This is a genomic window from Pseudoalteromonas sp. SG43-7 (assembly GCF_014164295.1).
GTDB classification, from domain to species: domain Bacteria; phylum Pseudomonadota; class Gammaproteobacteria; order Enterobacterales; family Alteromonadaceae; genus Pseudoalteromonas; species Pseudoalteromonas rhizosphaerae.
In genome coordinates this window covers 1-11,395 of record NZ_JACJEY010000088.1, presented here as the reverse complement: position 1 = coordinate 11,395, position 11,395 = coordinate 1, and the positions used below count along the sequence as shown (strand labels likewise).

16 protein-coding genes are annotated in these 11,395 nt (G+C 39.4%); 2 read left to right on the top strand and 14 right to left on the bottom strand.

Going from position 1 to position 11,395, the window contains the following annotated elements:
* Positions 1-99 precede the first annotated feature (99 nt).
* The 6 genes from H5200_RS22080 to H5200_RS22055 form a co-directional block, all read right to left on the bottom strand.
* Positions 100-333: a HipA N-terminal domain-containing protein gene (locus tag H5200_RS22080; RefSeq protein ID WP_182762645.1), complete on the bottom strand. Its 234-nt coding sequence runs from the start codon at positions 331-333 to the stop codon at positions 100-102.
* Positions 333-596 carry a helix-turn-helix domain-containing protein gene (locus H5200_RS22075; RefSeq protein WP_145241219.1) on the bottom strand — a complete coding sequence of 88 codons (264 nt, stop codon included), beginning with the start codon at positions 594-596 and terminating at the stop codon, positions 333-335. The genes H5200_RS22080 and H5200_RS22075 overlap by 1 nt, the downstream gene beginning before the upstream one ends.
* An 87-nt stretch (positions 597-683) precedes the next feature.
* Positions 684-1,313: a hypothetical protein gene (locus tag H5200_RS22070; protein ID WP_182762643.1), complete on the bottom strand. Its 630-nt coding sequence runs from the start codon at positions 1,311-1,313 to the stop codon at positions 684-686.
* Positions 1,303-1,494: a sigma factor-like helix-turn-helix DNA-binding protein gene (locus H5200_RS22065; protein ID WP_182762641.1), complete on the bottom strand. Its 192-nt coding sequence runs from the start codon at positions 1,492-1,494 to the stop codon at positions 1,303-1,305. Before H5200_RS22065 ends, H5200_RS22070 begins: the two co-directional genes overlap by 11 nt.
* Positions 1,469-1,879 (bottom strand): sigma-70 family RNA polymerase sigma factor, encoded by a 411-nt coding sequence (locus H5200_RS22060; RefSeq protein ID WP_182762639.1) that lies wholly within the window; start codon positions 1,877-1,879, stop codon positions 1,469-1,471. The genes H5200_RS22065 and H5200_RS22060 overlap by 26 nt, the downstream gene beginning before the upstream one ends.
* 180 nt (positions 1,880-2,059) lie before the next feature.
* Positions 2,060-3,802 carry a VWA domain-containing protein gene (locus tag H5200_RS22055; protein WP_259399260.1) on the bottom strand — a complete coding sequence of 581 codons (1,743 nt, stop codon included), beginning with the start codon at positions 3,800-3,802 and terminating at the stop codon, positions 2,060-2,062.
* A 158-nt stretch (positions 3,803-3,960) separates the two neighbouring features.
* On the opposite strand from H5200_RS22055, the gene H5200_RS22050 reads away from it, so the two are divergent.
* On the top strand, positions 3,961-5,175 hold the full coding sequence (locus H5200_RS22050) for an MFS transporter (RefSeq protein WP_182739805.1): 1,215 nt from the start codon (positions 3,961-3,963) through the stop codon (positions 5,173-5,175).
* Between the two features lie 8 nt (positions 5,176-5,183).
* On the opposite strand, the gene H5200_RS22045 is transcribed toward H5200_RS22050, so the two are convergent.
* On the bottom strand, positions 5,184-6,077 hold the full coding sequence (locus H5200_RS22045) for an AraC family transcriptional regulator (protein ID WP_182739799.1): 894 nt from the start codon (positions 6,075-6,077) through the stop codon (positions 5,184-5,186).
* 310 nt (positions 6,078-6,387) lie between these two features.
* On the opposite strand from H5200_RS22045, the gene H5200_RS22040 reads away from it, so the two are divergent.
* Positions 6,388-6,906, top strand: coding sequence for a carboxymuconolactone decarboxylase family protein (locus H5200_RS22040; RefSeq protein ID WP_182718284.1), 519 nt, complete (start codon positions 6,388-6,390; stop codon positions 6,904-6,906).
* Positions 6,907-6,934: 28 nt separating this feature from the next.
* On the opposite strand, the gene H5200_RS22035 is transcribed toward H5200_RS22040, so the two are convergent.
* The 7 genes from H5200_RS22035 to H5200_RS22005 form a co-directional block, all read right to left on the bottom strand.
* Entirely contained in the window at positions 6,935-7,342 is a 408-nt protein-coding gene (locus H5200_RS22035) for a GFA family protein (RefSeq protein ID WP_182718283.1), read from the bottom strand.
* Positions 7,343-7,429: 87 nt separating this feature from the next.
* Complete coding sequence (locus H5200_RS22030) at positions 7,430-7,678, bottom strand: TIGR03643 family protein (protein ID WP_145241233.1); 249 nt, start codon at positions 7,676-7,678, stop codon at positions 7,430-7,432.
* 50 nt (positions 7,679-7,728) lie between these two features.
* A complete protein-coding gene (locus H5200_RS22025) occupies positions 7,729-8,106 on the bottom strand; it encodes a VOC family protein (protein ID WP_182718282.1) in 378 nt (125 codons plus the stop codon).
* 83 nt (positions 8,107-8,189) lie between these two features.
* A complete protein-coding gene (locus H5200_RS22020; protein ID WP_149981415.1) occupies positions 8,190-9,185 on the bottom strand; it encodes a fatty acid desaturase in 996 nt (331 codons plus the stop codon).
* A 270-nt stretch (positions 9,186-9,455) separates the two neighbouring features.
* Entirely contained in the window at positions 9,456-9,713 is a 258-nt protein-coding gene (locus tag H5200_RS22015; protein ID WP_145241238.1) for a hypothetical protein, read from the bottom strand.
* Positions 9,714-10,026: 313 nt separating this feature from the next.
* Positions 10,027-10,326, bottom strand: coding sequence for a type II toxin-antitoxin system RelE/ParE family toxin (locus tag H5200_RS22010; RefSeq protein ID WP_145241241.1), 300 nt, complete (start codon positions 10,324-10,326; stop codon positions 10,027-10,029).
* Positions 10,314-10,571, bottom strand: coding sequence for a type II toxin-antitoxin system Phd/YefM family antitoxin (locus H5200_RS22005; RefSeq protein ID WP_149981240.1), 258 nt, complete (start codon positions 10,569-10,571; stop codon positions 10,314-10,316). The genes H5200_RS22010 and H5200_RS22005 overlap by 13 nt, the downstream gene beginning before the upstream one ends.
* Positions 10,572-11,395 lie beyond the last annotated feature (824 nt).

Genomic DNA, 11,395 nt, shown 5'->3' with positions numbered 1-11,395 from the left:
AGACTTTTATTTTCATGAACTCTTCTTTTGAAATCATGGTGCTTATCCAAAAGCACCAGTGTTAAGTTAACTGGATCAGATTTCAATTGTTGAAGTGGATCATTTTTGCATTGCTGGTAACACTTCAGGCAAATTTTGCGCAAAAATAGGATGCAATGCACCAGATCGATAACTATCATCCATGCCTTTTTCAGTCATAGTTAATGATAGATTAAACTCATTTTGCGTTTGCTTATAATCGTGTATTGCATCATGAGTTAGCACACCCAGCTCTTTGTCATCTATACACACTGTCAACTTTTGTACTTTTTCAGGTAGGTTAAAAGCCGTCACTAGCTATCCTCACTAAAAAGATCGTTTAATTCATCCCAACGAGGTAACCGTGATTTAGACAAAGTTCTTGGTACTACAGCTAGCTCATAATCTAAATAATGAGTATAACGCTCAAGGATATCCAATGATCCTGTAAATTTACCGTTTTCAATTTCAGATAGTGTGCTTTTATTAATGTTCGTCAATTTTTGCACTTCTCGTTGTGTTAGTTGTTTTTCTTTTCGCGCCTGAGCAAGCGCTTTTCCTATTTCTATTCTATTCATCGCAGCCACCAAAAACTCGCCATATAGCGAACATGGTAGTATAAAACAAAAAATATAGCTATATAGCGAACATAACTAGATTACTTTTTACTGTAATAGCTGTTTATACTGCTCAGTTAAGTGCACCTTGAGTTCTGGGTGCGCTACTAATAACTCAGCAAGCTGAGCTTTAGCGGCGGTTGTTTCACCATCAGCAATAAGTGTATCTATACGCTTAAATTTATTCGCAACGTCTTCGGTGATCACTTCAAGCTCTAATAATACTTCACTTTTAGCGGTCATGCTTTGCGGCTCAAATTGCCGTCCTGCCATGTAAGACTGTGTACTGCGTTGAAGCCTTTGAGTTTGCTTTAATTGCTCTAGCTGCTTTTGTTCTAGCACTTCGCTTTGCATCATTTCAGGCGAGGCTGCAGGTGCTAAAGCAGTCTGTTCATCGGCTAAAATTTGTAGATCATTCATTGCCTCTGACGGCTTAAGATACTGAGTAGTATTTTGCATATATAAAACCGCGACTAACACCAGTGATGCCGCAGTAGATAATTGCCCATACCACGTTTGGTAAAAGCGTTTGCGCTTATTAATATTGGTTACGTTATTATCTGCAACCTCATCAGCTGCGCGTTTTAATATTTGCTCATCAAGTTGTAAGCTTGGTTGCTCCGTTGCACCACGTTTATAAAGTGAAGCAATATCATGATCGGTTAACTTATCGCTCATTGTTAGTCTCCATTTTATACTTGATACATTGCTTTAGCTTGGCTAGCGCGTAACGGATGCGGCTTTTGATATTTTCAGTTGTTTCTACAACTAGTTCGGCAATTTCTTTGAGGGTAAAATCAGCTTCGTGTTTAAGTAAAAACGCCTCTTTTTGCTCACGTGGTAATTGCGCTAGGCACACTTTTAACTGCTTGCTGAGCCTGCTCGAGCTTTTCAGTATCTGGTCGACTGTTATGATCAGCAAATTCGGCAATTTCAATGCCTTGATTATCACCGTCTAACCATTTGTTTTGCGTACCAGTACGGCGGTAATGATCAATCAATTCATTGTGCGCAATACGATACAACCAAGTGGTAAATTTAGCGCTCACTTGATACTGTGAGCGCGCTTTTATCAGCTTATTCCAGACTTCTTGATAGAGCTCTTCAGCTACTTGCGGGCTTGCGCACTGGCGTAAAAAATAACGATATAAGCTATTTTTATGGCGCAGGTACAGCTGGGTAAAAGCCTGTACATCACCTTGTCCATAACTCAACATTAATTGCTCATCAGCTAGTTCTGTCATAACGTCCTTTACTTAAATCATACCAATCGTGTTAAGTTATTAGTCATTTATAGCGACATATAAATAGAGTGATAACAAGGCATAAACTTTGACATATAGTTGTTCTATTTGAGAAATTTATAACACAGTTAGCGCTTTATTTAGCACGCTAGAATGGCTAAATATTTAAGTTGATTGGTATCACAGTGCCGCAGCATTATTAACGAGTTGCACAAACTCACTACGATAGCCAAATGTGTCTATGCCTTTGTTAGCGGTTGCTAATTTAGCGCAATCTTCATACTGCCAGTCTCCGGTATATTTTGCACCTTTTAATAACTGCGCAAAACCAGCCACTGCGGCGGCAAATTTAAAGTCTTGGCTGGCTTGCGATAAAGGCAGCTCACCTTTAGGTGTTGCAACAGCTTGAGTGATCAACTTACTTTGCTCAGCGTCAGGCTGTTTATAACGCACTTTTACAAAGGCGAGTTCATTGCTGGTAGCCAGTTTTTTGTCTTCTTTAGATTGGTAACGCAGCTCATCAATTTGTTTATGATCAGAGTTGGCTAAGGTTATTTCATACAGCGCAGTCACGCTATGCCCTGCCCCTAACTCTGCGGCATCGACCTTATCGTTATTAAAATCTTCATTAGCGAGTACGCGATTTTGATAACCAATTAAACGATATTCAGCCACCTGCTGTGGATTGAATTCCACTTGAATTTTTACGTCTTTGGCAATAATTTGCATGGTACTGCTGAGTTCATCGACCAGTACTTTGCGTGCTTCGTTTATGTTATCTATGTAAGCATGCTGGCCGTTACCTATATTTGCCAGTTGCTCCATTAGGCCATCATTATAATTACCTTGGCCAAATCCCAAAGTAGTTAAGGCAATCCCCGTCTTGCGCTTAGATGCCACCAGCTCTTTGAGTTTATCGATTGATTGGGTGCCCACATTAAAGTCGCCATCAGTGGCTAAAATCACCCGATTAATACCTCCTTTTTTAAAATTTTCGGCCGCAATTTGATAAGCCAGTTCAATACCTTGCTCGCCATTAGTTGAGCCGCCTGCTGCCAGTTTATCTAACGCGGCGCTGATAGTTTGTTGATCATTGCCTTTCGTTGCTGGCAAAACCACGCCTGCGGCACCGGCATACACGACAATGGCAACTGAATCATTTTCATCTAATTGTTTAGTTAACATGGTTAAACTGGTTTTTAATAAGGGTAACTTATTTGGTGCATTCATAGAGCCAGATACATCCAGTAAAAACACTAAATTCGCTGCCTTTAAATCGGCTTTTTCAATCTCAAAACCTTTAATGCCAATTTTTAACAGTTGCCGATGCTCATTCCAAGGAGCTGTTGCCATCTCGGTATGAACATTAAAAGGTGTAGCTATGCTATTGGGTGCACTGTAATCGTAGTCAAAATAATTAATAAAAGCTTCTTCACGAACTGCGTCATTAGGTGGTAATTTCCCCACATTGAGCATACGCCGAGTATTGCTGTAACTGCCCGTATCAACATCAATTGAAAAGGTTGAAACCGGTTCAGTACCAACTTGTTTTACTGGGTTTTGCTGGGATTTCAAATAGTTTTCACGTTCTTGCTCTGACACTACGACTACATCATCAATTGGAGTCCGTGGCATCGGCTGTAACTGTAATTCAGAGCGCGGCATAGCAACGCTTTCATGCATCATTCCTTGTGGCATTGCCGTATATCTTACGGCATGTTGCATCTGTATTTTTTGAGCTTGCAGCTCCAATTGCTGCTCATCGGTTTGATTAATTGGCGCCGCGTTGTTTACTTGGCTTTGTTGTTTATCAACCTCATGTGGCGCACTTTGCTCACAGCCAGTTAAGCTAACTATCACCGCAAGGCTCAACATAGTTAAACGTAAATTAACCTGCTGGGCATTAGTAATCTTGTTATTCATAAAGTCACCTTGTTATCTATTAAATTCGTAATTAGTAAGGTTATTAACGGATGACTATAAAAAGTGGGGTTAATTATTTTTTAATGAGCATCTATTCGTCCCATTTAATATCTACGTTACGAGTGCTGAGTTATAATTGCGCTCCCTCTTTCTTATTGATGATTTTAGTTTTGAACTCGACTGCCATTAAAAGAACTGCTTTTTCTTCTGCTATTTTAATTTTAGGCATTATCTTTATTGCCGCTAACTTACGCGCACCGGTTACAGGGATTGCTCCTGTGCTTGAGCAAATAATTTTGACCTTTAACTTAAGCCCTTCGCAAGCCGGTATGCTCACAACACTGCCGTTAATTGCCTTTGCTTTAGCCAGCCCGATGGCGGCAAGTCTTGCTAAAAAACAAGGCTTAGAAATATCACTGTTTATTGCGCTTATTCTGATTGGTTTGGGCTTGGCTTCGCGGCTAATTGACTCTATGCCAATGCTTTACTTAGGTACAGCAGTCATTGGCATCGGTATCGCAATTGGTAACGTACTGTTACCGAGCTTAATTAAACGCGACTTCCCGCATAAAGTGGCAGTGATGACCTCTACTTACGTACTAGCGATGGGAATTTTTGGTGGTAGTTATGCCGCGCTTATTATTCCGCTGGCTGAATATAAAAGTATCGGCTGGCAATTAGCCCTTGCTTGTTATGGCTTACTTACCCTAGTGAGTATTGTTATTTGGCTACCACAGTTAAAACTTCATACTAAGCCAACAAAAGATCTACTGGCGAGTGTCAACACCAACAAAGTATGGCACGAGGCGCTTGCGTGGCAGATTACCTTACTGCTGGGATTAAATTCATTTTTTACCTATATTATGATTAGTTGGTTGCCGAGCATTTTGCTTGAAGGTGGCCATACAGCTCAGCATGCGGGTGCGCTACAAGGTGCCTTTCAAGTAGCGTCTGCAGTGCCTGGCATTATCTTAATACCACTGCTGGCAAAGCTTAAAGATCAACGTATTTTAACCAGCTTGTTAGCACTAATAGCCGCAACATGCTCACTTGGGCTGCTCTATTTACCTGAGTTTGCCTCTTTGTGGGCAGTCACCTTAGGATTTTGCTCAGGCGCCTGCTTTATTTTAGGTTTATCGTTTATTAGCTTACGTACTCATGACACCCGTCAGGCTACATCACTTTCAGGCATGGCACAGTGCTTGGGCTATTTACTTGCCGCCTCTGGGCCGATTATCGCAGGCTCATTACATAGCTACTTTGGCAATTGGACAACCACCTTATGGTTATGTGCTTTTGCGAGTGCATTGTGCGCCGTATTTGGTTATTTAGGTGGACGTAATATCACCATGAGAAGTGACAGCAATACCTAACTACATGCCTAAATAAATGCATTGCTTAAACGCAATGCATTTATATCTTTAAGAGGAGGACGACCAAAAAATCGGGTGTACTCTCGGCTAAATTGTGAGGCGCTTTCATAGCCCACTTGCAAAGCAGCCGTATTCGCATCAAGGCGCTGATTCAGCATTAATTGCCTCGCCTCTTGTAAACGTAAATTCTTGATATATTGCAAAGGGCTGAGTTTAGTCACTTCTCGAAAGTGCTGGCGAAACGTTGATTCACTCATATGCGCCTCAACAGCTAAGTCAACTATCGAAAAATCATCTTTATAATTTTGTTTTAACCAATATAAAATTTTAGCTATTTTTTGACTAGCGGATCCTGCGGTTACTATTTGCCTTAATTGATAACTATGTGGGCTTTGTAATAACCGAAAAACAATCTCCTCTTGGATTAAAGGGGCGAGTTGCAAAAGCAGCTTAGGCTCGTTTAATAATTTAATCAGCCTATTTATAGCATCTAAAAGCCCCTCATCAGCATCGACTACCGACATAGCACATTGACGAGCTACATGATCTTGAGATGAAAAATCCATATTAGCAACTGCTTGACCTAAAACTTTACTGTCGATACATAAGTGCAACCCTAAAAAAGGTCGTTGTATAGACGCTGAAGTAATATGGCTTACAACTGGCACATCAACAGAGGCAACTAATGTTTGTCCTTCTGCATAATCATAAATATCTTCGCCCAAGATAACACGCTTGCCACCTTGCACAGTAATGCCTAAACCAAGCCCATAAACACATGGCATAGGCTCAGACACATTGCTGCGACGTACTAATTTAAGCGCATCTATCTGAGTGTTAAAAATACCATCGTGTGTAGCAATTGCTAACACGGATTCGGTTAAGGTCTGTTTACTAGTCATCGCGTTTTAATTTGATCTCATCATACTTTAATCAAAGCTTAGCACTAAGCACACTCATAAATATTAAAAACAATCACGATCTGTTGTTTTAGGCAAAAAACACATTGGTTTTAACAAACACATTTAGCCATTATCAGTAATAATAAATATTCGCTCAGGCATATTAATGCGCTGACAGGTTATCACTATAAAAACCCAAATAATTCACTTCTCTACGCACTATTTTAAACAGCAAATTAAGCAGCCTAAGGTAAAGCTTACCTACTGCGATATTTTTGCTTTTTAACAATTTAATTTTTAAAGAGACATTATGCTTAAAGTAAATAACCACACAAAATACCCGTTTGTTGCAGCTATTGCCGCACTTGCAGCAATGGGGGAGTTATATCGTCTAAAAAACTTGTTGAACGAAGCCTTAGATAAAGGACATACCATTGATGAGCTTAATAGTGCATTTTCTTATATGGTTACCTACATTGGTGTCCCTCGGTCGTTAAATAGCCTAAACGTGCTAAAACAAATATGTTTGCAAAGACAGCCAAATCGTACAGCATTGGTTGAGCAAGAAATTGAACACCTATCCACGACTAAAATAAACAGCGCCCAAAGCAGGCTTTCTCATCACTGTTACTTGGCAATAAAGCTGGGGGCATTGGCAGTGGAAGATAATTTTCAAGCTCTGCTTCAAGCCCATTTAGTTACATGTCTTGATTCGCAATTTGAAGCAGCACACATAAATGCCGTGATCAATTCACTGGCTATTAAAGCAGATATAAACGTAGCAATGCGCGCTAATTTATCTTTTGCAAAATTGTTAGAGCGCGCATAGTAGTAATATACATTACGAAATTAGACGCTTAAGGCACAGTATCAAAGCCAGTTATAGTGTTTAGCTCTTTTAACCAAGATGGGCTTGAACGACACCAAATTTGTGCTTTAGGAATAAGTTGCTCACGCTGCTCAATAGCCCCAATACGTAGGCCATAAATTTTATCGCCATCACCGACTGACGTTGCATACAAAGAGGTGCCGCAATTACCACAAAATCCCTGTGCACGCTTATTACCACTTTCGGCTGTTTTTATATATTCTTTCGGCGCAGCTGCAGTAAACGTAACCGCGTTAGGATGTGATATAACCACAGTGCGAAATGGGGAACTTGCGATAATTTGGCAATCAGTACAATGACAATTTATTACTTTATTTTCATCAACTTCAGCATGGTAAGTAACCTCACCACAATGACAACGTCCGGTAATTTGCATTTAAGATCCCTACATAGAATTTTAACTAACTAAAGTGGTATCACTTTACGCCAACTTCCCTTGTATTTTCAACAAACGTTTAGGTCATTAACGGTTTTTATACTGGGTTTTACAGTGGCTGCGCATAATAGCGGGATTGCGTAATTTTAAATGTTTTGTTGTACGGCCAGCATGGCGCTTGCGCCAGACTTTAAACGAACCCGATGAGATATTGTCGCGCATAAAACTAACTAACTGGGAATGATTTAAACCATAAAGGTTTTCAATGGCTTCAAATGGCGTGCGATCTTCCCATGCCATCTCGATAATTCTAGACACTTGGCTACTATCAAACATAACAGACTCTTCTACAAAATATCTTTATACCCGACATAGCAAGAATACGATCAATCTGTAACTTCAACTCGCCATGATGGATTCAGCCGATTACACCCCGCCCAATAAAGTTTAATTTTATTGCCTGATGGGTCTTTTAACACCGCTTCTCGCCATAAATAACGCTGCACGGTGATCACTGATTCAAACTCAAAGCCCTTAGCTTTTAAGGAGGCGACCCACTTTTCTAGTTCTGCGCTTTCAAAATATATAACCGCGCCATTACTAAACACATCATCGGTTAATAATAAAGAAAATGTAGCTTTATTAGGGCACTCAAAGCGTGAGTAATGATCCGTTTTTACAATTTGTGTAAAGCCCATGGCCAGGTAAAATTGATTTGCTTTTTCGATGTCACAGACAGGTAAAGTGATTTGATTAAGGTTCATAGTCGTTACCTAAATATTGAGTTAGATAACGACTTTAAAACCTTAACTTAACTTGAGGTCAATTAGTAATTTGTATCTTGATATTAAGAAGCTTGATAGCGATTTGCTTGTTTGATGCTAGCAAAATCGTTAAAGCGAACACCGTGTTTTTTCATTACCTCAAGTACTTTCTTGCTGATCATTTGGCGTAAATAAAACGGTTGATTCGGCACAAAATGGTGGATCGTATGGGTATGGCCAAAGTTAAAACAAAACAAGTTAAACGGTGCGAACAAGCGACTCGTTAAAACATGCGTTTGCTCCAGCATGTTATTAACGCCGCCATAGTAATGCATTGATGAAGTCACAAAATTTAATGAACTTGAACGCACAATATTAGGCACAATCAACACCACCATTAAAAACTCAAACACCGCCATAATGTCCAGCAACAACGCCGGCGAATTAGCCGCAAGTGGGGTAAATAAATCAACTAAATGGAACACAATTACGCTATATAAAATAGCAAAGTACGCTGTGGTAACCGGAAACCCTGCGTTAAATACCTTAAAAAAGCTAAACCCTTTGATTTCCTTACTAAAACGTTTAGCGTTAATCAACAAGCCGAGTAAGCCATCAACAATTACCAACGCCCGTAACAATGGCTTTTTAATGCCATTACCCACTAAGCGCTCTTCTAAGTCTTGCTCAGTACCCGACACTTTATGATGATGTAAATGCATTTTACGGCGATACCATGGGCTAATAGTATTTGGGCGCATTAGCCACACTGTTAGCATCATAAAGTTATGTAGAAAAGGCTGGTTACTAAAATACTGTTTATGGATCAGGTCGTGTTCAAGCTCGTGGGAAATTGACGCAGCAATAGCAGCTAAAATAATACATAACCACGCGGGGATAATAGCAAAGTAATAAAGCGCACCAACCCCAATTAACGCACTGAGTGATAATAATAAAATAGCCATCCCGATAGTATTTTGATGGGCTAATAACGGGTGCTTTTGACGAAGCTTAGCTTCTTCAGCTTTAATAGCCTTAACAATGGCTTGAATATTTTCCTTAGCACTTAACGTGGTCATAAATAGCAACTGATAATCAAAGTTGCGCAAATGATACCCGAATAAATAAAAAGCTGCTAGAGCAACGAGCAACGAGCAACGAGCAACGAAAAAATAAAAGTGCCGTTAATTTAAGTCAAGCATGTTTTTTAATATAACTACAATTGGTTAAGTTAGCCGTAGCTAAGTCGACTTAAATTAAAATAGCAGTCTTTTGACCTGTAAGAATTATTATGGCGACAGAGTGTCATGAACGGACGTTGCCGATCCTAATTGCTTGTTATTAGCATTTTAATCACCGCTACCTGTGATATTTGAACTGCTACTTGAGCCACCACCTAAAGGCTTTGATAAACGAGGAGGAACATCTTGTGACCTGTGAAATAACCATAATCCAATAGCAGCAAATATTGGAATTAACCAAACAAGAATAATTTGAGCTGCTTTTTGAAAAACCTCTAAATCATCTCTCTTTGCCAAGTAAATAGATACAACTAAATTTAATAGAGCTACTACTGCTAAAATAATGAACCAGTACTTGATTTCCACTTTGCCCCCTTGGCTTATAACGAGCCTGCAAAATAACTCGTTTTTAATTTATTTTTATTGATGCATTAACCATAGCCGAGTTCCTATTTTGATTCAATTGACAACTGACTTTCACGTAAAAAATAAAAAGAGGGCTTGGTGTTGTTTTAATTGGCATTTTTGCAGGTGTTTGAGTGGCTTATTTTAGGTGGTAAGTGCCTAGCCTTATCAGTACATCGTGATTACAGGAGGTGAACCGCCCACTGCACTTACTGTAAATAAAAAGCGCATATGGGTGATGTTGAAAGAGCTCAGGCTACCCGATTAGTGTAAGCTACATTTGCAACAAGAACTTACGTAAATCACGCTCTTGTCTCATTATGTGTAAAATAAAAACCTTATCATTGTCTATTTTGTAAAATATACGACAAGGATTAACTATCACTTCACGGTAATTCAGATTTGATAGTTCAATCGGTGTTTTCCCTGATTCAGGGAACTCTTCAAGGCGTTCAACTTTAGCAAAGATTTTCGCCACCAACTTTTTAGCTGACAGCAAGTTACTCAATGCAATATATTCAGCGATATCGTTTAGATCTTCCAGAGCAGGATTTGTCCAGATTATTTCAGCCATTTATTCATTTTCTCTTTAGCTTCAATATTAGACGTAGTTTCTCCTCTACTTATTGCCTGCTCGCCTTTAGCTAATGCCTCAAGGATTTGCATACGTTTTTGCATGAATTCGAAGTCATCAACATCAACAAGATACGCTGACGGTTGCCCATGTTCGGTGATTAATACGGGCTCTTTAGTTAAATGCAGTTCAGATAATATTTTCGTCGCTTGGCGTTTCAATGTTGTTACTAACTCTACTCTCATAATAACCTCCATAAAAATGTATCACTATAGTAGCACTGAGTAAGCAATTTTGGAAACACAGCTAACGAGCATGTAGATTAAAATTAGACGAAACTAGACTGACATATTCGATTGATGAAACCAGCCCTCTTGAGTAGTGCCATGATGAAGTTAACCGATGAATGTCTCGGCTCTGGCATACTGCTTTGCTCTACCTTCTAAATCCATTTGGTCGTAGTGCCCCAGCGACCCCAAAAGGATATGGGGAAAAACCTGGCTGCTATAAAAGCGCCTCTATATGTGTTTGCCGTAAGCTACTTGCTTAACAGCCGCATCGACAGACGAAGTAAACGAATTTGTTTATCGAATTAGAGTTGATTTAGAATTGACCGTCACTGTATAAAAACGGTCAAAGAAAATACTAGTGCCTATTGAATGAGTTAAGGCTCATATGTGTTAGGTGTTTTTATTACCTGAGTCGGGTGTGTCATTGCAAAGAGCGCATTCTACACCTTTACGGGATTGATAGATTCTTGAACCAATAAATACCGATGTTGTTATAAATGACCATGTAACTGCAAATATAATAGAGTCTTCGATAGTGTGCTGCTTAAGTAATTGAACAATAAAAAGTAAAATTAACACTCCGATAAAAACTTTAAGCGCCCTCATAATCCAGAATTTATAACCCATATGACCTCCAAGTATAATGAACACCTAATAACGGAGTTTTTCAAGTTAGTTGTCGCCTCAAGTTAAATTTTATGCCGCCCGCATTTCTTCTTTTTTCTCAGGATTCAAATTTACTTCGTTTATCATTGACCAATCTCGTGACTTTCCTGACC

What these genes read in the sequence shown, in the direction of transcription:
- H5200_RS22075 (WP_145241219.1), bottom strand. Translation starts at nt 596, where the DNA reads ATGAATAGAATAGAAATAGGAAAAGCGCTTGCTCAGGCGCGAAAAGAA.
- H5200_RS22070 (WP_182762643.1), bottom strand. Translation starts at nt 1,313, where the DNA reads ATGAGCGATAAGTTAACCGATCATGATATTGCTTCACTTTATAAACGT.
- H5200_RS22060 (WP_182762639.1), bottom strand. Translation starts at nt 1,879, where the DNA reads ATGACAGAACTAGCTGATGAGCAATTAATGTTGAGTTATGGACAAGGT.
- H5200_RS22055 (WP_259399260.1), bottom strand. Translation starts at nt 3,802, where the DNA reads ATGAATAACAAGATTACTAATGCCCAGCAGGTTAATTTACGTTTAACT.
- H5200_RS22050 (WP_182739805.1), top strand. Translation starts at nt 3,961, where the DNA reads ATGATTTTAGTTTTGAACTCGACTGCCATTAAAAGAACTGCTTTTTCT.
- H5200_RS22045 (WP_182739799.1), bottom strand. Translation starts at nt 6,077, where the DNA reads ATGACTAGTAAACAGACCTTAACCGAATCCGTGTTAGCAATTGCTACA.
- H5200_RS22040 (WP_182718284.1), top strand. Translation starts at nt 6,388, where the DNA reads ATGCTTAAAGTAAATAACCACACAAAATACCCGTTTGTTGCAGCTATT.
- H5200_RS22035 (WP_182718283.1), bottom strand. Translation starts at nt 7,342, where the DNA reads ATGCAAATTACCGGACGTTGTCATTGTGGTGAGGTTACTTACCATGCT.
- H5200_RS22030 (WP_145241233.1), bottom strand. Translation starts at nt 7,678, where the DNA reads ATGTTTGATAGTAGCCAAGTGTCTAGAATTATCGAGATGGCATGGGAA.
- H5200_RS22025 (WP_182718282.1), bottom strand. Translation starts at nt 8,106, where the DNA reads ATGAACCTTAATCAAATCACTTTACCTGTCTGTGACATCGAAAAAGCA.
- H5200_RS22020 (WP_149981415.1), bottom strand. Translation starts at nt 9,185, where the DNA reads ATGACCACGTTAAGTGCTAAGGAAAATATTCAAGCCATTGTTAAGGCT.
- H5200_RS22010 (WP_145241241.1), bottom strand. Translation starts at nt 10,326, where the DNA reads ATGGCTGAAATAATCTGGACAAATCCTGCTCTGGAAGATCTAAACGAT.
- H5200_RS22005 (WP_149981240.1), bottom strand. Translation starts at nt 10,571, where the DNA reads ATGAGAGTAGAGTTAGTAACAACATTGAAACGCCAAGCGACGAAAATA.